A 23,131-nucleotide genomic window follows, 5' to 3' on the forward strand; every position below is an offset into this window, starting at 1 on the left:
TTTGTCTCTTTTTTCATTATAATGATTATATCACTTCTCTGTGCTATTTGCAAGTAAATCATACTTCCAATTTATAAAGCACTTCTTGACAATGTAGTCGGTAAGCTTGTAGTGGAGTGACCGACTACATTTTTATTTACTCATACAATTATATTATACTCATTGCATTTCTGAACTATTTGTGCTATAATTAAACAGTATGTTTAATTATGTTGGAGGTGTTTTTTTGAATTCTCTAAATCTTATATTATGTGCCGCAGCTATTGCCGCACTTGATATATGTATTTTTGTTCTTATTATAACAGCATATTGCGAAAAAAGATCATCAAAGCGAAACTGGCATGAACTTGCACATGACATGGAGCTTGCCGAACAGGATATAATATATGATCTCGGCTGTGATGAAGTTCTTATAGGTCGTCATGCTTCGGCAGATATACGATTGCCAGATCTTTCGGTTTCACGTTATCATGCTATGCTGACTGTTTCAAATGGTATATGGACCATTAAGGACATTGGCTCAAAATCAGGAGTTTTTGTAAATGGAAATCTGATACACGAAACTATTCTTCATGAAAATGACGTAATAAAACTCGGTAATCGTCGCTTGATTTTCAGAAAAAGGAGGCAGGAACGTGTACGCTAATCCCGTTGCATACGTATTTTCATGCATTTTTGTAATATTTGCCCACTCTGCAATGCTTGTCAACATCTGGTTCAACGGTAATTTCTCAGAACCTCGTGATATAGCTATTCTTGGTGCGGCTGTAATAATACTTGATATAGCTTATTTTGTTTTTATTCTGTTTTTTAAACAAATGTCATATGTTCTTGATTTTTTACTTGTACTTATATTAAATATGAGTGTTATTTTTCAATCATGTTTCATATGTAAATTCAATTTTAAGCACTATATTACCTGTATTGTCTGTCTTGCAGCAAGTAAGTGCGGATATATCCTTTGTAAAAATCACAAGATCTTACAGGACAAAAAGAAATATATATATGGTGGAATAGGTTTTCTGCTTCTGTTAGTACTTGTTGTTTATTTTGCAAAGCATGATATGTGGATACGTATAGGTTCGTTTACATTACAGCCTTCTGAATTTATCAAGCCTCTTTTTGTGCTTGCCTGTGCTACTTCAATTGCAGACCAGCAAAAAAAGCACAAGATACTCTGCTTTAGTGTTGTATATGAAAATATCGCACTTTTCGGATTAATGGCGGCTATATGCCTTGTTCAGGTCAAATCGCACGACTACGGCAGCCTTCCTACGTTTATAAGCATATACTGCGTAGGTTTCATACTTAGAATATGCTATCCCAAAGCTAAATTCTCAAAAAAGAAGCTGATAGCTGTTATAGCTGTTATTGTTGTATTCTTGATCATTGGTCTTAAATATGCTCCTGAATATGTCCAGCATCGTCTGCACGTTGATATATGGAGCGATAAAACTGGGGACGGATATCAGCAGTCACAGGCACTTATTGCTATCGCAAATGGCGGCTGGTTCGGAGTTGGTCCAGGAAAAGGCTTCCTTTCCAATATTTTTGCATATGATAATGATATTGTATTTGCCACTGTCAGTGAAGAGTGGGGACTTTTGTATGCACTTATGATGGTACTTACTATAATCATAATTACAGCTATTCCCCTTTTCAATCCGACAAGATCATATTATCATGCTACAATGTCGTCTTGTATCTGCGCTGCATTTATAGTACAAATGGCTCTTAATATTTTCGGTTCATGCAATCTTATACCGTTTACAGGTGTTACAATACCCTTTATTTCCTCAGGAGGAAGTTCGCTTCTTGTAAGCGGATTTATGACAGGTATGCTAATGGCAGGACAGTCCCCTGTTTTTAATGTAGCAAACAATCCAAAGTCAAAATCTAAGCCTAAAAAACAGGAACAAGCTGTTCCCGCATGGAGGTGGAAGGAATGAAAAGCATAAAAAGGACTCAGCGCGTTACAAGTCTTATTATCCTTCTGTTTATCATAGGTATGGCAATACTTGTTTTAAAAATACTGCACGAGTCATCATTTTACATGATGAATTCAGATCAGCTTCAGCTTGGCTTTGTATATGACAGAAAGGGCGATGTACTCTATGACGGTACAGGAAAAGGCTCTTATCCTGATAATTATTTCATTGATGTCGGAAATATCATTGGTGATGAAAAGGGACAAATGGATAATACTCTTGTTGCCAGAAATCTTGAAAAGCTAAACAACTATAATTTCTCTGACGGATTATTAAAAGACGGCGGAAAAGCTGCTATATATACAACGCTTGATCATGCTGCAAACCGTGCTGTATTTGATGCATACGGTTATATGAAAGGCTGTGTATCGGCTTATAACTATAAAACAGGTGAGATGCTCGTTTGTACAAGTCTCCCCTCTCTTGACGTAACAAAAGGATATGATAATATCCAGAGTTTTGAATCGGCTACGCTTCTTTCAAAAAACCTGTACGGTACTGTTCCGGGCTCTACTCAGAAGGTCTCTACGATTATTTCCGCACTTGAAATAATGGGAAGCGGACTTCTTTATTCGAAAAGCTACACCTGCAATGGAAATTACATAAACCAGACAGGCGGACAGATCGACTGCCATAACCCTTACGGTCATGGAACTCAGAATATACAGGAAGCCTTTGAAAACAGCTGTAATCCGTTTTTTGCCCAGCTTATCGAGGACAGTGACCTGCCATTTGAAAGACTGAAAAAGCAGTATGAAAAGCTCGGATACGTTCTCAATGGTGATAAGCCGAAATATCTTGATATAGACGGTATTCAGTGTGAAACAGCTTCTACAACACTTGAAAATCCTCTTGAATTCAAGACTCAATGGGGCTGTATCGGTCAGGGAGACACGCTTGTAAGTCCAATTCAGCTTATGATGTGGGAAAGTGCGATCGCAAATGAATCAGGCAAAATGACTATGCCTTATTTTATAGATCATGTAACAAATACAAGAGGTGCTGTCAAGGAAAAAGCAAAAACAAAGTACAGTGACAAGATCTTTTCTGAGAGTACTGCATCTGCCACAAAGCAGATAATGCTCACAAACGGTTCTGACAGGTATTCTTATCTTATATCAGGATATAAAGTCGGTGTAAAGAGCGGTACGGCACAGGTCCAGGAAGGTGCTAAGGAAAATTCACTGCTTGTTGGCTTTGTAGATGATCCCTCATTCCCTATTGCTTTCTGTATTCTTATTGAAGATAAGGACAGCGGCTGGATAACAACAGAAAATATTGCACAGGTACTGCTTGATAATTTAAAAAACAATTTCTGATGTCATATTAAACAAATAAAAGGATAACCTTTGTGCATTTAAACAAAATTAATAAAATTCTCTTGTAACCTCACCAATATTATGGTATAATATAACCATAAACAAATGCTTTGCTTTAGAGCAAGGCGCAAAGGAGGACCAATATGAAAACAACTATCACAGCTAAAAAAATGCAGATCCCTACTAATTTTACTGAATATGCTGAGAAAAGGATCGATTCTCGTCTTGGTAAGTTCTTTGGAGATGAAGCTGATGCAAAGATCGTAATTTCTGAGATCAAAACTCAGATCATCCTCGAGCTTACTGTTAAATACAACAGTATTATATTCCGTGCAGAGCGTTCTGCTGAAGACAAATATGTGGCTCTTGATGACGCTATCGACAAGATCATAAGACAGATTCGCAAGAACAAGACAAAAGTTGAGAAGAAACTCAAGGATACAGCTTTCAAGGAAGCATTTGCTTATCCTGTACCTGAAACAGTTGATTACGAAGTAATCAAGCATAAGAAGTTCAAGATGAGACCTATGGATATTGATGAAGCTATTCTTCAGATGAATATGCTCAGCCATGAGTTCTTCATGTTCACAAATGCAGATTCAGGACAGATAAACGTTGTATACAAGCGTGATGACGGAAATTACGCTGTTCTCGAGCCTGATATGGAATAATTTTAATTTAATGTATGCGGGACATATTTGTCCCGCATACTGATTTTATAATAGTTGGAGTGATAAAAATGGATAATAATAAGAAAACGATAATCGAAAAGCGTATCGCAAAAGTCGGCGAAAATCTCAAAAAGAACAATATGGAGTTTTACTACGCTGAGACAAAGGATAAAGTTGCTGATGTAGTAAAGTCACTTATCAAAAAAGGCGATGTTATTACAAACGGCGGAACAATGACAATGGCTGAATGTAATTTGGCGGAGCTTCTTAGCTCCCCTGATTATAATTACCTTGACAGATCAAAAATGACTCCGGAAGAAGTTGCTGAGCTTTATATAAAGGCTTTTTCTGCTGATGTATACATTTCAAGCTCAAATGCAATAACTGAGGACGGCTGTCTTTATAATGTCGACGGAAACAGCAACCGAATTGCTGCAATTGCTTTTGGACCTAAATCAGTCATAATTATTGCAGGATATAATAAAATAGTAAAGGATCTTAATGAAGCTGAGATAAGAGTAAAAAGAGAGGCTGCTCCGCCAAACTGTGTACGCCTTAATTGTCCGACATACTGTGCTGAAAAAGGTGAATGTCTATCACTTTCAAAGGCAGACAGACAGATGACAGACGGCTGCGGCGGTGACGGAAGGATATGCTGTAATTACCTTATTTCCGCACATCAGCGTCATAAGGGGCGAATAAAAGTAATAATAGTCGGAGAGGAGCTTGGCTACTAAGATATGAATGAAACTGCTCTAATGCTATATAAAACGGCGAGTTTCTTTGTAATATATGCTTTCTTTGGTTGGTGTCTCGAAGTTGTATATCAGGCTGTTGAGCACGGAAAATTCATAAACCGCGGCTTCTTGAATGGTCCATACTGCCCTATTTACGGCTTTGGCGTAATTATAGTCTATAATGCACTTGAACCACTGAAAGAAAATATACTTATCCTTTATTTCGGAGCAGTTTTTCTTACTACAGCCCTTGAACTTATAACCGGATTTCTGCTGGAAAAGATATTTGCTCAGAAATGGTGGGACTACTCGCACGAACATTTTAACTTCAAAGGTTATATCTGCCTAAAATTCTCTTTACTATGGGGAGTTGCCTGTCTTATAACTGTCAGGATCATTCAGCCTATGGTAAATAAGTTCGTTGATAAACTTCCGCATTTCATTGGCGTTCCTGTTCTTATTGTATTTTTCATAGGCTTTACAAGCGATCTGATAATAACAGTTCTTGCTATTATCCATATCAAGAAGAAGCTGAAACTGCTTGACGGTATTTCTGATGAAATGAGAAAAATATCCGACAAAACAGGCGAAAGGATTTTTGATAGTGTAGAATATGTAATGGAAATGAAGAATTCATTAGACGAAAAGACTTCTGAACAGCGTAAAAAGCTAAATGAGCTCGCTCAAAAGTATGCAAAACTGCGCGAAGAAAAGAGTTTCACCATATCACGTCTGTCCAAAGCCTTTCCTAAATTGACTATCTATCAGCCTAAACGTTTTAAAGAACAGCTGAACGAATTAAGGAACAATTTAAGGAAATAGCGTATTTCAAAGCATAAAAATACCGTACAGTTTATCTGTACGGTATTTTACTTTTATTCATCTTTGTTCTGAGGCGGACGTCTGCGCTTCTTCTTGTCATTCATCTTTGGAACGGCATATATTGGCTTCATAGGTTTTGCCTTGCTCTTAAATACTATATAGGAGTAAATACATATCAGAATATATATTGCACAAAGCAAAAATGATACCAGAAGAGCCTTATTGAACCACGTTGACTTACGGAACATTTTTGCTGCATAGATATTATACTTTGAAGTTGAACGTTCAACATTGTTTACAGCTACGATCTCAACCGTTCCAAGTTCTTCGCCTGAGTATTCGAGTGTAACTTTTCCAAGCGGTTCGCCTTTGGCAACAGGTGCTTTAAGTGTATTTTTGTACCATACTACTTTATCACGGCTTATAGTAGAAATATCAATATCATCATACCATAAAAGCGTAAATTCTTCCTTTGGTCGGGCAAGAACATAATCATTTCCCTCTGCAAGTTCTACAGGAAGCTCACCTACTTCCGCTGTATCAGCGAGTATTACCTGATATGAAAAATGATTGAAAGCCCAGTTGAAAAGTGACTTTGCATCAGTGATATGATAAAAAGTCGTTTCACCGTCAGCATCATTCAAAGGCGATTTCATAAGCACTGCAAGGTACTTATTTCCGTCACGGCTTGCCATAGTTACGATATTTCTTCCTGCAAGTTCGAGATTGGCGGTCTTTATTCCTTTAGCTCCGTTATAAGTATAGTCACCGTCAGGTTCCATCATGATATTTGAATGTGTCCACACCCATTCGGTAGCCTGATTTGGATGACTTTTAAGATTAGGAACTGACGGCGTGTATGAATACGTCGTGGAAATATTTTCAAAATACGGTACGGACAGTGCGTACATGGAAAGTGTAGCCATATCGTTGGCAGTTGTATACTGATTGGGATCATACATTCCTGTAGCATTTGTGAAGTGAGTATCGTTAAGACCGAGTTCAGCTGCCTTCTCGTTCATCATATCCACAAATTTAGCTGTACTGCCGTCCCCTACTTTATACGCAATAGTCTCAGCTGCTTCAACGGAAGAAGTAAGCATCATAGCATAAAGCAGGTCTGTCATAGTAAGGACATCTCCGTCAAGTATCTCAGCAAATCGGAGATCATCAGGATATTCTATATTATAGAGATAATCAAACACCGACTCATCTATTGTTATCTCTTTGGAGAGATCGGGAAAATTCTCAATACAGACAACAGCTGTCATTATATTGACAAGAGGTCCAGGCATCTGTTTTCTGTCAGCATTTTTCTGATGAATTATTGTTTTAGTGTCAAGATTTACAAGCACAGCCGATTCGCTCATAATGCTCATATTGGACTTGAGCGGGAAATTCACTGCCTCAGCTTTTGCTGTACACAAAAACGGTAAAACAATTATCATTGCAGAAAGTACACAAAATAATCTTTTCATATATTCTCCTTTATTTAAAGCGCGAAATGCACCATAATGTCTTTTAGAAACTCCGCATTATATTATACCAGATATTTTTGCATTTTAAAAGAGTTTTCAGAAAAATTTTTTTAAATTTCAGAAAATTTTTTCTATGGTCTTTACCTTTTCATTAAAATGTGATACAATAGTAATATACAAAACGAAAGCAGCATAGAAAAAAACAAGCTGCTATAAAATTGAACAGAAGAACGGAGGTTTTTAATGTGATCTACGTTACAGGAGACACCCACGGAGATATTACTCGCTTTAAAAGCCCTGAAATGAAAAAGGTAGGGCGAGGAGATACTCTTATAATTGCCGGAGATTTCGGTTTTTTATGGGATAATTCCAAGCAGGAGGCTGCTGCACTGAAAAAGCTGGCTGATAAGAATTTTACAATTGCTTTTCTTGACGGCTGCCATGAAAATTTTGATATGCTTGAGAAATATCCTATTGAAGAGTGGAAAGGCGGAAAAGTACATATCATCGCGCCTAATATTATCCACCTTTTACGCGGACAGGTCTACACTATCGAGAAAAGTAGAATATTCACATTTGGCGGCGGGCATAGTCAGGATATCGAATTCAGACGTGATAATGACTGGTGGGAGCGTGAACAGCCTTCACATGAGGAAATAAAAGAGGGCATCGCTCATTTACGTGAAAACAACTACAAATTTGACTATATCATCACTCATGAACCGCCTGCATCTTTAAAGGAATGCCTTGGAGTTGACGTTCTCGAACGTCTTGAAGTCCATGCATTTTTTGAGGATATTATCAAGACCTGCAAATACAGGGAATGGTTTTTCGGTAAATGCCACATTGATAAGCATATCCCCATAAAATTCCATGCTGTGTTTAATAGCGTGATCCCACTGAAATAAGTATAATATGAGCAGATCCGACATAGTATATACTATCAAACAAAAGAGGTATAGCTATGAAAAAAATCAAAATTACGGATCTGCTTATCTTTATTGTGACAGCAGAACTTGTCGGAGCATTGTCTGCTCTTCTGTCAGGAGATTATAAATCATTCTACTCAGAATATATACGTCCCCCACTTATGCCGCCTGCATGGCTTTTTCCTGTAGTTTGGGCTGTTCTATACGCGCTTATGGGAATATCAGCATATATTATATGGAACTCTAATGGCAGCGAGATAAGAAAAGCAACCGCATTAAAGCTTTATTTCCTACAGCTTGCAGTCAATTTCTCATGGAGCATAATTTTCTTCCGTTTCAGATTACTTGAGACTGCTGCAATCATAGCGGTTCTGCTGCTTGTTCTTGTTGTATTAATGGTTATTTCATTCAAAAGAATAAAAAATGCTGCGGCATGGCTGAATGTTCCGTATATCATATGGCTTATTTTTGCCTCGTATCTTGCTGTCAGCGTTTATATCCTCAACTGACATTATATGTAAAAATTACTTCCATTGTTTTAATATTGATTTAACTATCGCCCTCTGGTATAATTAAATTATCCCGAAAGGGACAATATCTACAGGAGGGAAACACTATGTGCTGCAACAATATCTGGAAGATGCTCTGCGAGTTATTCGGCATCTGCTGCAAATAAGCAAAAAACTGCACGGTCCTAAATTGCCGTGCAGTTTTTTATATACCGAAAAATCTTTTTGTATTTTCTTTCAGCGCGGAAGTAAGTTCTTTCTCGCTGACACGCATATTACGGGCAAGCTCAGCCACTACATATTTTATGTTCTGAGGTACATTTGTGCGATCAAGTCCCTTGATATTTCGTGGAGTAAGATACGGAGCGTCTGTCTCCGCCATTATCTTGTCAAGAGGAATGAGCTTTACAGCCTCACGAAGCGAACCACCTCGTCTTTCATCGCATATCCAGCCGGTAATACCAATATAAAAACCCATATCAAGATATCTTTTCAGTGTATCCTTATCACCTGTAAAACAGTGAACTACTGATCGTTTACAGATATCACCATGCTTTTTGAAACGCTGTATAAAGTCGTCTGCTGCTTCTCTTTCATGTAAAAAGAGTGGTTTATCGAGTTCTTCCGCAATTTTAATATGATGTTCAAAGCATCGTATCTGGTTTTCACGAGTTGAGAACATACGGTCAAAATCAAGTCCGCACTCCCCTACTGCAACTATTTTATCATTGCTTGATACAATTTCACGAATGCGCTGAAAATCCTCGACTTTAGCACTGTCAGCACTGTGTGGGTGAATACCGCAAGTACCATAACATTCATGCGCCTTTACAAACTTATTTACAGATTCACTGCTTTTCATATCCGAACCTGTAAGTATACAACCAACTTGTTCAGCGGCCGCATCATTTATAATTTTCTCAGGCTCTCTGAACTGCTTGCAGAACAGGTTAAGCCCAATATCGTAGTATTTCATACTGTTTCCTCATTAAAAAGTATTGCGGACAACCTCACAAAGCTGCTTAGCTGCCGCTTTTATGTCATCTGCACCAAATACAGCCGAAACAACTGCTATACCGCTGTGCCCGCAGCCTTTTATTTCGTATACATTTTCAGCTGTAATACCTCCGATAGCAACCGCAGGTATGCTGACACAGCTGCATATCTCTCTGAGTTGCTGTGGAGTTATCCTTATGGCGTTTGTTTTTGTGGGTGAAGGAAAAACTGCTCCAACTCCGAGATAATCAGCTCCCGAACTCTCGGCAAGCTTTGCCTGTTCAACTGTCTTTGCGGTTGCACCTATAATGAACTTCTCCCCTGCTATCCTGCGAATTTCAGCAACAGGAGCGTCTTCAATGCCAACATGAACGCCGTCAGCACCGCTTTTCAAAGCTGCTTCATAATCATCATTGATTATAAGCGGAACATTGTACTTATGGCATATTTTAAGCAGTTTTTTTGCTTCTTCAATTACTTCGTCCTCAGAAACATTCTTTTCTCTGAGCTGTACACAAGTAACACCGCCAAGTATAGCCTGTTCGACTGCTTCTTCAAGGCTTTTTCCTTTAAGGCAGCCTCTGTCAGTAACAGCATAAAGCAGAAGCTGGCTTTTATCTATATTCATATTATCACTTCTTTTCAAATTTTCTGATATACTGTAAAGGAGCATTGCATTTCATAAATCCGCTCATAACGCAGCCGCCTGCTGCACCGCATTCACGAACAAGCTCGATATTGTTTGGTGATATTCCTCCAATCGCATAAACAGGTATATCCACACTTTTACATACCTCTCTCAAGAAATCAAGTCCGCGCGGAGCAAGTCCTTTTTTACAGTCTGTAGCAAAGATGTGACCTGCTGTGATATAATTTGCGCCGAGTTTCTGCGCTTCCACAGCATCATCAACAGAATGACAGGAAACTCCGATACATTCAAAGCTTCCTTTTTCATCTGCCGAAATCTCCCTGAGGATATGAAGCGGAAGATGTATATTTTTGCAGTCAAGCTCAATGGAGGTCCTCCAATAATAATGCAGCATAAGTGTTGTATCATACTTTCTGCATATATTAATTACTTCTTCGGCAAGTACATGATAATCGCTTTCGGGAAGGTCTTTTTCCCTTAATATTATACGATCAGGTGAAGCTGCTGCGATCTTTTCTATCTGCTGTAAAAAGTCGCCATCACAAAGATTTCGGGCTGTAACACAGATGATATCAGACATAGAGGTAATCATTCAGCACTGGCTGAAGTCCTTCCGATGACATATCCTTATACATTTTATCGAAGCTTCTGCTGTCGTTTATCTCAAACTGTTCATCGCCTTCAGTCGCTTCACTTTCCTTGCCTGTGTACTTGCTCTCGTGGTCGCCGATACCTGTTGAAACACCTGCGGAGACTTTAGTTGCGGCTATTTTTACGATACCGTTTCGGAAAGTCTCACTTTCACGGGAAGAAACGGTAATTCCGCAGAAAGGAAGGAATATCCTGTATGCGCAGAGTATCTGACACAGCTGTTTTTCGTGTACGTCAAGCGGATTTATCTCGTCATTATTGATGATAGGGCGAAGTCTCGGACATGAAAGTGATATCTCAGCCTGTGGGTACTTCCTCTGTAAATAGTATACGTGAAGCGCACTTGCAAGAGCATCCTTTCTGAAATCGGAAAGTCCGAGAAGAGCGGAGCAGGCAATGCCTCTCATGCCGCCCATGAGCGCTCGTTCCTGAGCCTCAAAACGATATGGCCATACTCGTTTATGTCCCATAAGATGAAGCTGCTCATAGCGGTCACTGTCATATGTCTCCTGAAAAACAGTAACATAGTCAACTCCGCACTCGTGAAGATACTTGTATTCGTCAGTATTCAGCGGATAGACCTCAACGCCTACCATACGGAAGTACTTGCGGGCAAGCTTGCAGGCTTCGCCGATGTATTCCACGCTGCTCTGAGCACGGCTCTCACCCGTAAGAATGAGTATCTCCTCCATACCGCTGTCAGCGATTACCTTCATTTCATGCTCGATCTGTTCCATATTGAGTCTCATTCGCTTGATATCATTATAGCAGTTGAAACCGCAGTAAACACAGTAGTTTTCACAGTAATTTGCTATATATAAAGGTGTGAAAAGATATACGGTATTGCCGAAATGCTTTTGTGTCTCAAGCTTTGCTTTCTGAGCCATTTTTTCAAGGAAAGGTTCAGCCGCTGGAGAAAGAAGCGCCTTGAAATCCTCAACAGTGCAGGTATCATGGTTAAGAGCTGCGTTTACATCACGGGCAGTATACTGAGAATAGTCGTAATTCTTCATCTCGGTGATGACCTTATCCATGATATCGGACTTTATACGCTCCATTCCCTCCATGTACTCCATATGATCTGTACGTGAGGACGGATCTGTCTCAAGCATATGCTTCTTTTTCAGTGCAGCTTCAGAAAGCTTGTCTGAGTCCACAAAATAATGATTTTCCATTAAATTACCTTCTTTTTTCTTCTATCTTCTTATTTTCATTAATGAGAAATAGCAGGAGCAATATCGACACACCTGCATCTATATAATAATCTTTCAGGTCATAGGTAATGACCTTGTAAAAATATATGTACTCAAGTGTATAGCCGTAAAAAAGTGTGTCGAAAAGATGTGCAAAAGCACCTGCTGCAAACAAAACATACGCCTTTCTTGCTGTCTCTGACTTAAAAAGCCTGTATAAACATATAACGATCACAAGAATAGCCGCTTTAAAGATGATCATGTTCAGCTGAGAGGTCTCTATCTTAAAGTAGTTAAAGATGCCATTCTGATTGATATTATGTGAGTGCTTTATCATAAAGTATTTACCGATGATACATGTCTAAAAGCCTGTTTTGCTAAGCACAAGCTTTATAAGATGATCGATCGCAGCAAGAGCTGTAACCATAACAGCAGTAACACTTAGTTTTTTGATATCAAAGTGTGAACTCACAAGTGAAAATGCTTTCCACAGTGCAATTGAGATAATAACACTTATAATAACAAACATCAAAAGCCCTATTACTCTATCAACGCTTTTCATATATTTTATGTCGCATAATGCTATTGCTAACGGGCTGATAAAAAACACAAGATAATGCTTTAATGAAAACTTATTCTCTTCCATAAATTTTAGTATTTCCTTTTAAAGATCAATTACAGCGATGATTTCGTTAACGTCTTTCTCACCATTCGGCACAAAGCCAAATGAACTATATAACTTTTCGGCAGTAGTATTTTCTGGCTCATATGACAGCCAGCATTTTTCGGCTTTTCCGCAGGGATAAGTTCTTATAAAGTCAAGTGCAAGCTGAAATGCGGCTTTACCGTATCCCTTATGCTGAAAACGCTTATCTATCATAAAACGCCATATATTATAGTTGTTTTCGGCTACTTTAGGCGGTGACTTCCAGTATTTGTCTGTTCCATAGCCTATCATTACAAAACCAACAGGTGTTTTATCATCATATATCCCAAATGTGAAAACATTGCCGCCGCTTGAAATAGAGGCATAAGCTTCTATGATACTTGTTTTGTTATCCGCTACGAATTTTTTTTGTGACCAGAATACACTGAGTCCTACTATATCCCAGATATTACCGCCGTTTACTTTTTGCAGACGTACCATTAGTCATGCAGGAATCCTGTAAGTGTATCTGACGGTGCAGCACCTCTTGTAAGAACTCGTCCAAGACCTGCAAGATAAGCCTTTCTGCCTGCTTCTATAGCCTGCTTGAAGGCTTCAGCCATTGCAGGAAGATCACCTGCTGTAGCAAGAGCTGTATTTGACATAACAGCAGCAGCTCCCATTTCCATAGCTTCACAAGCCTGAGAAGGTCTGCCGATACCTGCGTCAACTATTATCGGCAGGTCTATTTCATCAATAAGTATCTGTATGAAATCCTTTGTGGCAAGTCCCTTGTTTGAACCGATAGGCGAAGCAAGAGGCATTACTGAGGCTGCTCCTGCATTAACAAGGTCACGGGCAGTATTAAGATCGGGGTACATATAAGGCATTACAACAAAGCCTTCCTTTGCAAGTATCTCCGTAGCACGTACTGTCTCCTGATTATCAGGAAGAAGATACTTTGTGTCACGCATGATCTCTATCTTTACGAAATCACCGCAGCCAAGCTCACGGGCAAGGCAAGCGATACGTACTGCCTCATCGGCATTTCTTGCACCTGATGTATTCGGAAGGAGAGTTACTCCCTTTGGTATATAATCAAGGATATTCTCATGATCCTTTGAGTTGGTACGGCGTACTGCAAGTGTGATTATCTCTGCACCTGCATACTTTACAGCCGCTTCAATAAGGCTGAGGGAATACTTTCCCGAACCAAGTATAAAACGTGAGGAGAACTCGTGTCCTCCTATGATAAGCTTATCATCTTTCATTTAGATTACTCCTTATATATCATATATCAAATTCGCCTGCGATTATTCTTATAACTGCGTGAGCCTGATGTCCAGCACAAATAAGGACTCTTGACGAAACAAGTCCCATTCCGTCATTAACATCGCTTACTCCGTCACCACATACATAAAAACGCTTGGTAACGCGCTTTGTAGTTATTGTATTTGAAGATGCTAAACCCGCCATTCCCGAACCTGCCACCAGATATTTTTCAGGCATTGTTTCAAGAACGCAGTTCACAAGCATTGCTTTCTGTTCTGCTTTGTCAAAAGCCTCAACGATTATATCATCATCTGCAAGAAGACGTGGTATATTATCGTCATCAAGCTTTACACAGTCTTTTTTTATTTCACAATACGGTGCAATACGTTTCAAGGTATCATATAGCGCATCGCTCTTGTACATTCCGAGCTGTTCGGGAAAATACTGCTGTCTGTTGAGATTTGATATATCAACTTTATCAAAGTCGATCATATGCAGTTTCCCAACACCTGCCCTTGCAAGGGATATAGCTATATTTGAGCCAAGTCCGCCAAGTCCGCATACAGCAACAGAAGTTTCACTCAATTTTTTCTGCAATTCTTTGCCGTGTCTCTCTTCAAGAGCAGCATACATCTCCTCTTTAGTCGGTATCATATATCAGCCGCCTCCGACAAAGCGCACTACCTCTACAGTATCGCCGCCTTTGAGCACAGTTTTACTGTATTCAGCCTTTGGAACGATCATTTCATTCAGCTCTACCGCAACGTGCTGACTGTTTATTTCCATATCGGAAAGTATTTCGGAAACAGTTTTTCCGTCCTTGTCAAGAAGCTCTCCGTTTATCTTTACCATTCAGATACCTCCTAATAAAAATCAGGGAACAGCCTGCGCAGTTCCCTGTAAAGTACATAAGAAAATAGGACTCCCTACGCTGGCATTAACCAAATCAGGTCGAAGGGTCGAAGGTATCACCTTCCTCTCAGCCTGTTCCACAAGCTCCCCTGCATGAAGTATTATAACACACTTTTTGAGTTAAATCAAGTACTGTATCAAAAAAATCGGAATAATTAATTGTATGAAAAAGTTTAAAATGTTAACGAAACTGCTCTGCCGTTTTTTATCCTAAGAGTGAGATCGCAGCACTGTTCTATAAATTCGGGATCGTGAGTCGAAACAAGTACCGTACTGCCTGAATCCGCAAGCTGGCGTAGAAGTTCTCCAACCTTTTTCATATGCGCGTAGTCGAGTCCTGACGTTGGTTCATCAAACAACAGCAGTTCTGCACCTGCCGCTATTGCGGAAGCTATAGCAACACGCTGTTTCTGTCCGCCTGAAAGTGCCATAGGGTGAGTGTCTTTATATCTGAGCAAACCAAGTGTATCGAGTATTTCGAGACATCTTTTTTCGTCCTTATCTTTCATTGAGAGCAGCACCTCTTTTTCCACACTATCGGTAAAAAGCTGATGATTAACGTCCTGCATGACCATGTATGAAAAGCCGATACGCTGTCTTTTTCTGTATTCACTGCCGCCGGAGATGATAACACCTGTGCAGTCCTTTTCCAGTCCGCAGATACATCGAAGAAATGTAGATTTGCCCGTACCGTTACTGCCGATAACTGCGGTAACTTTTCCTTTAGGGATCGTGAGTTCGGGGATACACAGGCTCAGATCTTCCCCGTCAGCGGCTGAGAAACGTTTTCTTCGCAGAATATAAGGCTTACGATGATATGAAAAATAAAAGTCCTTAAACAATATCCCGTCAGATATGTTGATACGACTCTCATGTGCATTACAATTATCCGAAAGCAGAGCAAGATAATGTTCATTGATGCTTGTGGGCCGAAGTCCAAGCTGCCTTGTCTCTTCTTCGGATATCTCAGCGAAATCCTCGGCTGACCACTCACTGACTATCCTGCCCTTATCCATATATATATCACGGTCGGCAATATCTTTAAGATACCAGAGTCTGTGTTCGGAAATGATGATCGTCTTGCCTTGTCTTTTCCAGTCACAGATAATATCATGCAGGATATTTATTGCTTCCATATCAAGATTTGAGGAAGGCTCGTCCAGAAGTATTATCTCGGGCAGCAGTGCAGCCACCGAGGCACAGGCTATCCTTTGCTTTTCACCGCCTGATAATTCAAACAAACTTCTGCACAGAAGCTTATCCAGCTTCATCTGCCGTGATATATTGTCCTTTCGCGCTTTTATTTCGTCAGGTGCAAGACCGATATTCTCAGGACCGAAAACTATCTCTCCGTCGGTATCTACCGAAAAGAACTGACTTCTTGGGTTCTGAAAGACCGTTCCTACAATGCCTGCAAGCTCATAGAGCTGCGTTTTGGCGATCTCAAGTCCGTTTACGGTCACTTCGCCTGTCATATCACCTTGATAATAATGGGGTATAAGCCCGTTTAACAGCCTTATCACCGAGGTCTTTCCCGAACCTGATGCACCGCATAAAAGAAGCGTTTCGCCCTTTTTTATCGTCAGTGAAACGCCGTCAAGAGAGTTCTCAGCCGCACCCTTGTACCTGTGCGTTACATTGTTTATCTGTGCTATCGTCTGCATCATCTGATATACTTAGAAACCACGAAAACTGCAAGAGCTGCTGTGAACAGCAGCATCAGCAGATAGTCTGCCGCCCTCATTTTCAGCATCTGCACACTGGTTCTTTTCACCTTTCCTCCGAGACCTCTTGTAACAGCGGCTGCGGATAATTCATCTCCGATATTCACGCATGAAAACAGAAGCGGTATCATACGGTATTCTATCATACCTGTAGCGTTTCCTCCGCCCAGCATGATACCGCGCATTTTCATTGCATCGTGGATTGCTGCGTATTCCTCCTTTATTGTAGGGAAAAAGCGCATGACCACTGCAAGTGAGATCGTTATTCCGTCGGGGATATGCATTTTCTGCATAGCACAGACAAATTCGCCGATCTTCGTAGTTTTTATTACATACCATGCGGTTATCATTGCAGGCATGAACTGCACGATGATACTGCAATATCCAACAAGAAATGCTGACAGAAATCCCTTTGAGTTTTCGGAAAGATATCTGAATGTCAGTAGAAGAGCTGTTCCGTAAAGTATCAGAAACCGAAACGCCGCCGCATAATGCTTTTCTGTAATAAGCAGAAGTATCGGTATCATGGTCATGATAATTCGCACTGCCCATAGAAATGGCGTTGTGGCACTCATCATCACGACCGCCGATACTACAAATATCATGTACAGCTTTGTTCTCGGGTCAAGCTTTAATGACATTACACGATACCTGCCTTCTCAAAATGCTTTTTTAACACAGCTTTGCCTATCAATGCTCCCACACAGCCGAATACAAAGCAGAGTACAAGCAACACTGCTATAGTTTTTGAGTTGATGGCACGGAAAAGGCTGTCGCAGTACTCCGCCGAATATCCTCCTTCAAGAAGATTCTTTCTGTAAGATTTTGCAGAGACCACCACGGGAAAATAATTTGCACATATCCACAGGCAGAAAACGCAATGGCTTATAACAGTCTTTTTGAAGCTCTTATATCCGCCTGATTTTGCTATCAGATCAGCTATAACGCCTGCGGCAATGATAAGCGGCGCACCGAGGTATCCCATGCCCGTTACGAACATAATGATAGCAAGCAGTACGGACATTATACTCAGCATACCAAATTTCTCAATTTTTGTATAGAACAGCATCATCGGTATAGAACCAACGATCGGTATCATCACCACATAAGACGCTACGATATATGGGTGAATAAAACCTAATAGTCCGCAGGCGAATTCCACAACGAATAAGAGTGCCGTGAAAATTCCTATGGTAATAAAATCCTTTGCCTGTAATTTTTTATCATTCATCTTAATATCTCCTCGATTATGTTTTTTATCAGTTACGCCAGTTTCCAGCTTACTGCCTGTTTTCTGCCGCTGATGAAGTTCTTGTATATGCCCTCCTGCGCCATAAGCTCTTCATGGCGTCCTTTCTGAACGATACGCCCCTTGTCAACTACGATTATCTGGTCGGCATTTCTCACCGTTTTTAGTCTGTGAGCAATCATTATTATGGTTTTATGCTTTGTAAGGTTCTCTATGGCTTCCGTAAGTTCCTTTTCGTTTTCAGGATCAACATTTGCAGTAGCTTCATCAAGTATGATAATAGGAGCATCTTTCATTATCGCACGGGCAATGGCAAGCCTTTGCTTTTCACCGCCTGAAAGTGTTGCACCACCCTCACCTATCACTGTATCATAGCCGTTTGGAAGTGACATTATGAAATCATGGCAGGAAGCTTTTTTGGCTGCTTCTTCAACTTCCTCCATATACGCTTCAGGTCTGCCGAAACGTATATTGTTGGCAATAGTATCTTCAAAAAGGTAGACGCGCTGAAAAACAAAGCTGAAGTTCTCCATAAGTGAATCAAAGCTATAGTCTTTAACATTTCTGCCGCCCAGTGTGACCTGCCCTTCCTGAACGTCCCAGAAGCGTGAGATAAGAGAAGTGATCGTTGTCTTGCCTCCACCTGAAGGTCCTACGATAGCGGTTGTAGTGTTTTCTTTTATTTCAAGTGAAACATCGTCAATTATCTTTCTGTTATCGTATGCAAAGCTGACGTGTTCAAGGCGAATGTCCCTGTTTTGGGGTGTAATATCTTCTCCTGCGGTTTCCATCTGCTCGATGCTGAGTATCTCAGAAGCCAGATCAACACATTTTCCAATAACACGGAGAAGTGCACTGTAAATACCTGCCGAATCCAGTGACTCAAAAACCATGAATGAGCACAAAAGCATTGTTATGGTGTATACAAGCTCCATACTTCCGTTCAGGAAGAAATATACTGATGCCCCTGCTATGGCAACGCCTATTAGCTTGCAGATAAGATTTTGAAGCCCTACAGCAGGTATCGCAGCCAGTTCAGCTGAGATATCAGCGTTTTTCTTACGCTCGATCGAATTCTTTATCTTTGACTGATTGAGACCTATGATGTTGTAGTTCCTTATCTCCGAGATGCCCTGAATGTATTCGAGTATCACTCCTACCATTTCCTTATCGGCGGAGATCTTTTCATCTGCGACCTTTGCAACACTTCGGTTTGTCCACTGATTAACAAGAATAAAAACGCCTATGCCTGCAAGTGAAATAAATCCGATGCGAACGTCAAAAACAAACATGAAAAGAGCGATGACAGCAGTCGTTATGCCGCCCTGTAATACAAGCATTATTGCACGGGTTGCGATATCACCCATTTGCTCCATTGTGTTTGTAGCGACCGAGGTAATATGTCCGAGGCTTGTATCATTGAAGTAGCCCATAGGCAGATAACGTAAATGCTCACCTATTTCAATTCGTTTGAGTGCAGCAGTATCATATCCGCCCTCTGTTTGCATCATTGTAGAAAAGCGGCTTATCACCGTCTTTCCGAGTGTACTTATCAGCATCAGCGCGATGACTGTAAGGATAGCTTTTGTGTCGATATTATCGTCAAGAACTGCCTTGATCGCAACAAATGCAGCAGGTATTTTCATGGCAGTGAACATAGCTTCTATCACACCGAGCACGATAGACTTGTGGAATTTTTTTCTGTTCCTGTCATTGCAAAAGCCAAAGAATTTTTTTATCATTTCAAGCATATGCGTTCTCCTTTCCGTTATCGTTATCCTTGACAAGACTGTGTGCTTCCCACATTTTACGATAAAGCCCACATGAGTTCAGAAGTTCTTCCTGTGTGCCGCAAGCTTCGATATTTCCCTTGTTGATGACAAATATCTTATCTGCATCTACGATAGTAGAAAGTCGGTGAGCGATAACGATAAGTGTTCTTCCTTGTATCAGTTTTGCAACGCTTGACTGCACAAGTGCTTCGTTTTCGGGATCAGTGTAAGCGGTAGCTTCATCAAGTATTACCACGGTAGCATTTTTGAGCATTGCCCTTGCAATACATATCCTCTGACGCTCTCCTCCGCTAAGGTGTTCGCCTGCGCCGCCGACCACTGTATCATATCCGTTTTCAAGTCCCATGATGAACTCATGACAGCCTGTAGCTTTTGCCGCATTGATAAAGTCCTCGTCAGTTGCTCCTGATCTGCCGAGCCTGATGTTTTCCTTTACCGACATATCGAAAAGGTAGTTATCCTGTGCCACATAGGATATCTGTCCCATATAGTAATCAAGAGGCAGCTCTTTGATGTTTACGCCTCCGTATGTAATATCACCTGAATCAGTATCCCACAGTGAGTCGATTAGTCTCGCGATAGTACTCTTTCCCGAACCCGAAGGACCAACAATTGCTGCGACCTCCCCCTGTTTTATCTCCATATTGATACCGTGCAGAACTTCCTTATCCATGTAGGTAAATCTAACATCCGAGAGCCTTATGTCAGAACCAACCGGCTTCTTTGTCAGCTCAGCAGGTCTCACCATGTCCTTACGTTCGATGATCTCGGTCACTTCACCGAAGATCGTTTTCATATTTAATATATCGTCAATGTAAGAAAACGCCACAACAAGGGGTGTTATAAGTCCTGCCGAGAGAATGATGCCTGTAATGAAGTTCACAGCAGTCAGTGAGCCGTTCTTTACCAGCAGCAGCCCTATAGGCAGAACGCCTAAGAAAGTTGCAGGCAAAAATGACATCGTTCCAGCCTGCGGCCAGATGCATCTGCGCATCCAGTCGATGAAAACATCTGCTCCTTCTCTTGCAGCTGTTACGAATTTCTCATACGAACTGCCCGTCTTTCCGAATGCTTTTATGACTTCTATGCCATTGATATACTCCACAGCGGTATCATTGAGCTTTTTTGTCTTTTCAATGGATAATTCATAACAGCCATTGCTTTTGGCAAACATGATCACAGCGCAGACAAGACCGATCGCTGCACCTACAAGATTAGCTGATCCTAAACGCCAGTCAAGCGTAAGCAAGTAGATGAACATAATGACAGGCAGCAAGAGATTTGCCGTAAACTCAGGTACAATATGTGCCAGAGTCGTTTCCATTGAGTCAACTCTTTCAACAATGATGTTCTTGTAGCTTCCGCTGTTGTCATCAAGCACCGAGCCAAGCGGTATCCTTGAAAGCTTTTCACATAGCTGTTTTCTGATGCTTCCCAATACGGTAAATGTTGCTGCATGAGATAAGGAAGTTGATAAAGAGTGCAGAGTGATCCTTATCACCCAGAATATGCCCATAAACAATGTCTGTTTCAGGTAATAGTCCCAATCTCTGTTGCCGTCCAGCAGCTTTTCAACAATATCAGCCATTATAAGATATGGGATAAATGATGCTGCCACGCCAAAAACAGCGAGTAAAACACTCCCTCCGAAATATCCTTTCTTACTTCCTGCAAATTCAAGTATCCAGGATAATAGACTCCGTTTCTTTTTCATTATGATGATCCGCCTCCATTTTATTGTTGTTTGTAACAACTAACGCATATGCTTTTTTATAGGGAAACGCAGATACAGCGCTTCCCTTGATTATTAGTATTAAAGATCAAATAAAGCCTTCCACGCCGGAAGATAGAATTTTTCAAGTGTATGGGCGTAGTGCATGGCTTCATCTTTTGTAAAATCATGAACGACTGCCTGAAGAATTGCTTCAACACTTGCTGTCACAAGAAGATGAAATTCCTTTTCGTCTACGTCATTGACAGCTATCCCACTTTTCTTCAACTCGTTCATATATATTATTGTTACTTCTTCCTCAAGCTTTGCTATGTCATGAGTGAAGTTTTCGTATTTTGTCCCCTGTGATCTGCAAACTATCAGCTTGAACTCGTCGAAATGGTCATAGATGTATCCCATAAATCTGACAGTTTCCATCTGATCTTTCCATATAGATTCAGCTGCTACCTTGCCTATCTCATCAAAATAGTCGTTTTCTATTCCGTGAAAGCAATCCATAAGTCCTGCTATCGTTGGCTCTACCAGCGATGCAAACATTTCCTCCTTGCTTGAGAAATGCTTATACAGACCGCCGACCTGTATGCCTGCCTCAGTCGCTATTCTTCGCAGCGAAGCATCTGTAAAGCCGTACTCCATAAACTCTTTTTTTGCAGCCTCAATGATCCTTTCATGGCTCTGTGTCTTGTCTCTTGGCATAGACTCACCTCCCGAAAAAAGTAAATGAACAGTGTATACTAACATTAATAGTATACACTGTTCTCTTTCGCCTTGTCAAGTGTTTTTCAGAGCGTATTGCGTTTTTAAGTTATTTTTTCCTATTTTAACACTTTTCAAATAGAGAAACTCTTATCTTTCGTGTGTTTTTACCTGTGAACAGATAAATGTATATAAGAAAGCCGATATTTCATCGAAATACCGGCTTTCAATTCTGGCGGACAGAGAAAAATTCAAATATAAGTGACAGACCTTTACTATTCAGCTATAACAGTATAATTCCTGTCAAGTACCTTCAGCATAATTTCGTTAAAACGCTCCTTCTGTACTATGTTGCATACATGACCGCAGGCTGCCATCTGTATCATTCTGCCGCAGGTACTCTTAGCTTCCCGTACTGTACGACGCAGAAAACATGAATCAAGCTTACCTGAAATGTATATGTTTTCAGGATGATATTCCTTTTCAAATAATTTGCTGAAACGAAAAGCCTGATTAAAAATATGCATATATAACTTAAATTCTTTTTTATTCAATGCAATAGCACATTTACGAAAGATGCTTCGGCTTTCTTCATTACGCTTTCCGGGCATAATTATCCAGCTGAAAACATGGTAAACTGTAGCAAACGGAAGTTTGTCCCCTATTTTTGAAAAAAGACGTGCGCAGCCGTGAAGCAGAGTATTTACAGTTGCGACTGCGCCCACAAGAATTCCGAAGTCAACATATTCAGGATAAAATGCTTGAATATACTTTACAAAAATCGTACCAAGCGATACTCCCATGAATATAGAGTGACGTATAGAATGCTGATCACATACCGCAAGTATTTCTTTGCTTATTGCGTCTAAACTGACTTCGAGCTGTGACAGCCTAAGATTACCTTCATTATGACTTGGAAGATCAATAGTAAGAACATTGTAATGTTTTGAAAGTAACGGCAGCTGATATTTCCAAATACGTGAATTGCCTCCAAAACCATGCAGCAGAACGATAGTTTCCGTATTGCCGTCCTCGGCAGGATAAAATGTGTTATGCAACATTTATATACCCCTCCTACGCATTTTATATACACAATGTATTCTCTATACCGTTATTATATCATCAATCATTTAGCTCGTCAATACGAAGTTTGCAACATTTACAG

Annotated in this window: 26 protein-coding genes and 1 riboswitch; of the genes, 8 read left to right on the forward strand and 18 right to left on the reverse strand. The window is 40.4% G+C overall.

All coding sequences use genetic code 11. The features are described 5' to 3' along the window. The first annotated feature begins 226 nt into the window (after window positions 1-226). From BLW60_RS14585 to BLW60_RS14610, 6 genes are all read left to right on the forward strand, one after another. Window positions 227-646, forward strand: coding sequence for an FHA domain-containing protein (locus BLW60_RS14585; protein WP_074718666.1), 420 nt, complete (start codon window positions 227-229; stop codon window positions 644-646). Window positions 647-818: 172 nt separating this feature from the next. Beyond that, window positions 819-1,949: an FtsW/RodA/SpoVE family cell cycle protein gene (locus BLW60_RS14590; protein ID WP_278289929.1), complete on the forward strand. Its 1,131-nt coding sequence runs from the start codon at window positions 819-821 to the stop codon at window positions 1,947-1,949. Further along, the gene (locus BLW60_RS14595; protein WP_074718670.1) at window positions 1,946-3,307 is read left to right on the forward strand and encodes a penicillin-binding transpeptidase domain-containing protein; all 1,362 of its coding nucleotides are present in this window, start codon (window positions 1,946-1,948) and stop codon (window positions 3,305-3,307) included. The genes BLW60_RS14590 and BLW60_RS14595 overlap by 4 nt, the downstream gene beginning before the upstream one ends. 143 nt (window positions 3,308-3,450) lie before the next feature. Further along, window positions 3,451-3,978 (forward strand): ribosome hibernation-promoting factor, HPF/YfiA family, encoded by a 528-nt coding sequence (hpf, locus tag BLW60_RS14600; protein WP_028516578.1) that lies wholly within the window; start codon window positions 3,451-3,453, stop codon window positions 3,976-3,978. Between the two features lie 68 nt (window positions 3,979-4,046). Further along, complete coding sequence (locus BLW60_RS14605) at window positions 4,047-4,715, forward strand: lactate utilization protein (protein ID WP_074718672.1); 669 nt, start codon at window positions 4,047-4,049, stop codon at window positions 4,713-4,715. A gap of 3 nt (window positions 4,716-4,718) precedes the next feature. Next, window positions 4,719-5,537: a putative ABC transporter permease gene (locus BLW60_RS14610; RefSeq protein ID WP_081348287.1), complete on the forward strand. Its 819-nt coding sequence runs from the start codon at window positions 4,719-4,721 to the stop codon at window positions 5,535-5,537. Window positions 5,538-5,590: 53 nt separating this feature from the next. On the opposite strand, the gene BLW60_RS14615 is transcribed toward BLW60_RS14610, so the two are convergent. Continuing rightward, on the reverse strand, window positions 5,591-7,015 hold the full coding sequence (locus BLW60_RS14615; protein WP_074718674.1) for a D-alanyl-D-alanine carboxypeptidase family protein: 1,425 nt from the start codon (window positions 7,013-7,015) through the stop codon (window positions 5,591-5,593). Window positions 7,016-7,260: 245 nt separating this feature from the next. Between BLW60_RS14615 and BLW60_RS14620 the strand changes: the two genes are divergently transcribed. Further along, on the forward strand, window positions 7,261-7,923 hold the full coding sequence (locus tag BLW60_RS14620) for a metallophosphoesterase family protein (RefSeq protein WP_074718676.1): 663 nt from the start codon (window positions 7,261-7,263) through the stop codon (window positions 7,921-7,923). A 56-nt stretch (window positions 7,924-7,979) separates the two neighbouring features. Next, window positions 7,980-8,453: a TspO/MBR family protein gene (locus BLW60_RS14625; protein WP_074718678.1), complete on the forward strand. Its 474-nt coding sequence runs from the start codon at window positions 7,980-7,982 to the stop codon at window positions 8,451-8,453. Between the two features lie 205 nt (window positions 8,454-8,658). Here BLW60_RS14625 and BLW60_RS14630 read toward each other — a convergent pair whose 3' ends face one another. The 17 genes from BLW60_RS14630 to BLW60_RS14710 all read right to left on the reverse strand — a co-directional run bounded on the left by BLW60_RS14630 (window position 8,659) and on the right by BLW60_RS14710 (window position 23,027). Continuing rightward, window positions 8,659-9,429, reverse strand: coding sequence for a TatD family hydrolase (locus tag BLW60_RS14630; RefSeq protein ID WP_074718679.1), 771 nt, complete (start codon window positions 9,427-9,429; stop codon window positions 8,659-8,661). Between the two features lie 12 nt (window positions 9,430-9,441). Further along, window positions 9,442-10,077 (reverse strand): thiamine phosphate synthase, encoded by a 636-nt coding sequence (thiE, locus tag BLW60_RS14635; RefSeq protein ID WP_074718768.1) that lies wholly within the window; start codon window positions 10,075-10,077, stop codon window positions 9,442-9,444. 4 nt (window positions 10,078-10,081) lie between these two features. Continuing rightward, on the reverse strand, window positions 10,082-10,678 hold the full coding sequence (locus BLW60_RS14640; RefSeq protein WP_074718681.1) for a thiamine phosphate synthase: 597 nt from the start codon (window positions 10,676-10,678) through the stop codon (window positions 10,082-10,084). After that, window positions 10,671-11,924, reverse strand: coding sequence for a 2-iminoacetate synthase ThiH (gene thiH, locus BLW60_RS14645; protein ID WP_074718683.1), 1,254 nt, complete (start codon window positions 11,922-11,924; stop codon window positions 10,671-10,673). Before thiH ends, BLW60_RS14640 begins: the two co-directional genes overlap by 8 nt. 4 nt (window positions 11,925-11,928) lie before the next feature. Then, window positions 11,929-12,279 (reverse strand): signal peptidase II, encoded by a 351-nt coding sequence (locus tag BLW60_RS14650; RefSeq protein WP_074718685.1) that lies wholly within the window; start codon window positions 12,277-12,279, stop codon window positions 11,929-11,931. A 24-nt stretch (window positions 12,280-12,303) separates the two neighbouring features. Then, the gene (locus BLW60_RS14655) at window positions 12,304-12,588 is read right to left on the reverse strand and encodes a hypothetical protein (RefSeq protein ID WP_074718687.1); all 285 of its coding nucleotides are present in this window, start codon (window positions 12,586-12,588) and stop codon (window positions 12,304-12,306) included. 18 nt (window positions 12,589-12,606) lie between these two features. Further along, window positions 12,607-13,089, reverse strand: coding sequence for a GNAT family N-acetyltransferase (locus tag BLW60_RS14660; RefSeq protein ID WP_074718689.1), 483 nt, complete (start codon window positions 13,087-13,089; stop codon window positions 12,607-12,609). Then, complete coding sequence (locus BLW60_RS14665) at window positions 13,089-13,859, reverse strand: thiazole synthase (protein ID WP_074718691.1); 771 nt, start codon at window positions 13,857-13,859, stop codon at window positions 13,089-13,091. Before BLW60_RS14665 ends, BLW60_RS14660 begins: the two co-directional genes overlap by 1 nt. Before the next feature lie 19 nt (window positions 13,860-13,878). After that, window positions 13,879-14,514, reverse strand: coding sequence for a sulfur carrier protein ThiS adenylyltransferase ThiF (thiF, locus tag BLW60_RS14670; RefSeq protein WP_074718693.1), 636 nt, complete (start codon window positions 14,512-14,514; stop codon window positions 13,879-13,881). A gap of 3 nt (window positions 14,515-14,517) precedes the next feature. Then, on the reverse strand, window positions 14,518-14,712 hold the full coding sequence (gene thiS / locus BLW60_RS14675; protein WP_074718707.1) for a sulfur carrier protein ThiS: 195 nt from the start codon (window positions 14,710-14,712) through the stop codon (window positions 14,518-14,520). 53 nt (window positions 14,713-14,765) lie between these two features. Continuing rightward, a riboswitch (TPP riboswitch) is annotated at window positions 14,766-14,873 on the reverse strand. Window positions 14,874-14,945: 72 nt separating this feature from the next. Then, window positions 14,946-16,439: an ABC transporter ATP-binding protein gene (locus tag BLW60_RS14680; protein ID WP_074718709.1), complete on the reverse strand. Its 1,494-nt coding sequence runs from the start codon at window positions 16,437-16,439 to the stop codon at window positions 14,946-14,948. After that, the gene (locus BLW60_RS14685; protein ID WP_074718711.1) at window positions 16,436-17,137 is read right to left on the reverse strand and encodes an energy-coupling factor transporter transmembrane component T; all 702 of its coding nucleotides are present in this window, start codon (window positions 17,135-17,137) and stop codon (window positions 16,436-16,438) included. The genes BLW60_RS14680 and BLW60_RS14685 overlap by 4 nt, the downstream gene beginning before the upstream one ends. Further along, complete coding sequence (locus BLW60_RS14690) at window positions 17,137-17,727, reverse strand: MptD family putative ECF transporter S component (RefSeq protein WP_074718713.1); 591 nt, start codon at window positions 17,725-17,727, stop codon at window positions 17,137-17,139. Before BLW60_RS14690 ends, BLW60_RS14685 begins: the two co-directional genes overlap by 1 nt. Before the next feature lie 32 nt (window positions 17,728-17,759). Continuing rightward, window positions 17,760-19,496 carry an ABC transporter ATP-binding protein gene (locus BLW60_RS14695; RefSeq protein WP_074718715.1) on the reverse strand — a complete coding sequence of 579 codons (1,737 nt, stop codon included), beginning with the start codon at window positions 19,494-19,496 and terminating at the stop codon, window positions 17,760-17,762. Then, window positions 19,489-21,252, reverse strand: coding sequence for an ABC transporter ATP-binding protein (locus BLW60_RS14700; protein WP_074718717.1), 1,764 nt, complete (start codon window positions 21,250-21,252; stop codon window positions 19,489-19,491). The genes BLW60_RS14695 and BLW60_RS14700 overlap by 8 nt, the downstream gene beginning before the upstream one ends. Before the next feature lie 99 nt (window positions 21,253-21,351). Further along, window positions 21,352-21,966 (reverse strand): TetR/AcrR family transcriptional regulator, encoded by a 615-nt coding sequence (locus tag BLW60_RS14705; RefSeq protein WP_074718719.1) that lies wholly within the window; start codon window positions 21,964-21,966, stop codon window positions 21,352-21,354. 275 nt (window positions 21,967-22,241) lie between these two features. Continuing rightward, a complete protein-coding gene (locus BLW60_RS14710; RefSeq protein ID WP_074718721.1) occupies window positions 22,242-23,027 on the reverse strand; it encodes an alpha/beta fold hydrolase in 786 nt (261 codons plus the stop codon). Window positions 23,028-23,131 lie beyond the last annotated feature (104 nt).

It is taken from the genome of Ruminococcus flavefaciens (assembly GCF_900108555.1).
GTDB classification, from domain to species: Bacteria; Bacillota; Clostridia; order Oscillospirales; family Ruminococcaceae; genus Ruminococcus; species Ruminococcus flavefaciens_P.

What these genes read in the sequence shown, in the direction of transcription:
- BLW60_RS14590 (WP_278289929.1), top strand. Translation starts at nt 819, where the DNA reads ATGTCATATGTTCTTGATTTTTTACTTGTACTTATATTAAATATGAGT.
- BLW60_RS14660 (WP_074718689.1), bottom strand. Translation starts at nt 13,089, where the DNA reads ATGGTACGTCTGCAAAAAGTAAACGGCGGTAATATCTGGGATATAGTA.
- BLW60_RS14685 (WP_074718711.1), bottom strand. Translation starts at nt 17,137, where the DNA reads ATGTCATTAAAGCTTGACCCGAGAACAAAGCTGTACATGATATTTGTA.
- BLW60_RS14650 (WP_074718685.1), bottom strand. Translation starts at nt 12,279, where the DNA reads ATGATAAAGCACTCACATAATATCAATCAGAATGGCATCTTTAACTAC.
- BLW60_RS14630 (WP_074718679.1), bottom strand. Translation starts at nt 9,429, where the DNA reads ATGAAATACTACGATATTGGGCTTAACCTGTTCTGCAAGCAGTTCAGA.
- BLW60_RS14610 (WP_081348287.1), top strand. Translation starts at nt 4,719, where the DNA reads ATGAATGAAACTGCTCTAATGCTATATAAAACGGCGAGTTTCTTTGTA.
- thiH (WP_074718683.1), bottom strand. Translation starts at nt 11,924, where the DNA reads ATGGAAAATCATTATTTTGTGGACTCAGACAAGCTTTCTGAAGCTGCA.
- BLW60_RS14705 (WP_074718719.1), bottom strand. Translation starts at nt 21,966, where the DNA reads ATGCCAAGAGACAAGACACAGAGCCATGAAAGGATCATTGAGGCTGCA.
- BLW60_RS14665 (WP_074718691.1), bottom strand. Translation starts at nt 13,859, where the DNA reads ATGAAAGATGATAAGCTTATCATAGGAGGACACGAGTTCTCCTCACGT.
- BLW60_RS14655 (WP_074718687.1), bottom strand. Translation starts at nt 12,588, where the DNA reads ATGGAAGAGAATAAGTTTTCATTAAAGCATTATCTTGTGTTTTTTATC.
- thiF (WP_074718693.1), bottom strand. Translation starts at nt 14,514, where the DNA reads ATGATACCGACTAAAGAGGAGATGTATGCTGCTCTTGAAGAGAGACAC.
- BLW60_RS14605 (WP_074718672.1), top strand. Translation starts at nt 4,047, where the DNA reads ATGGATAATAATAAGAAAACGATAATCGAAAAGCGTATCGCAAAAGTC.
- BLW60_RS14625 (WP_074718678.1), top strand. Translation starts at nt 7,980, where the DNA reads ATGAAAAAAATCAAAATTACGGATCTGCTTATCTTTATTGTGACAGCA.
- BLW60_RS14640 (WP_074718681.1), bottom strand. Translation starts at nt 10,678, where the DNA reads ATGTCTGATATCATCTGTGTTACAGCCCGAAATCTTTGTGATGGCGAC.
- BLW60_RS14690 (WP_074718713.1), bottom strand. Translation starts at nt 17,727, where the DNA reads ATGAATGATAAAAAATTACAGGCAAAGGATTTTATTACCATAGGAATT.
- thiS (WP_074718707.1), bottom strand. Translation starts at nt 14,712, where the DNA reads ATGGTAAAGATAAACGGAGAGCTTCTTGACAAGGACGGAAAAACTGTT.
- hpf (WP_028516578.1), top strand. Translation starts at nt 3,451, where the DNA reads ATGAAAACAACTATCACAGCTAAAAAAATGCAGATCCCTACTAATTTT.
- BLW60_RS14615 (WP_074718674.1), bottom strand. Translation starts at nt 7,015, where the DNA reads ATGAAAAGATTATTTTGTGTACTTTCTGCAATGATAATTGTTTTACCG.
- BLW60_RS14680 (WP_074718709.1), bottom strand. Translation starts at nt 16,439, where the DNA reads ATGATGCAGACGATAGCACAGATAAACAATGTAACGCACAGGTACAAG.
- thiE (WP_074718768.1), bottom strand. Translation starts at nt 10,077, where the DNA reads ATGAATATAGATAAAAGCCAGCTTCTGCTTTATGCTGTTACTGACAGA.
- BLW60_RS14710 (WP_074718721.1), bottom strand. Translation starts at nt 23,027, where the DNA reads ATGTTGCATAACACATTTTATCCTGCCGAGGACGGCAATACGGAAACT.
- BLW60_RS14595 (WP_074718670.1), top strand. Translation starts at nt 1,946, where the DNA reads ATGAAAAGCATAAAAAGGACTCAGCGCGTTACAAGTCTTATTATCCTT.
- BLW60_RS14700 (WP_074718717.1), bottom strand. Translation starts at nt 21,252, where the DNA reads ATGAAAAAGAAACGGAGTCTATTATCCTGGATACTTGAATTTGCAGGA.
- BLW60_RS14695 (WP_074718715.1), bottom strand. Translation starts at nt 19,496, where the DNA reads ATGCTTGAAATGATAAAAAAATTCTTTGGCTTTTGCAATGACAGGAAC.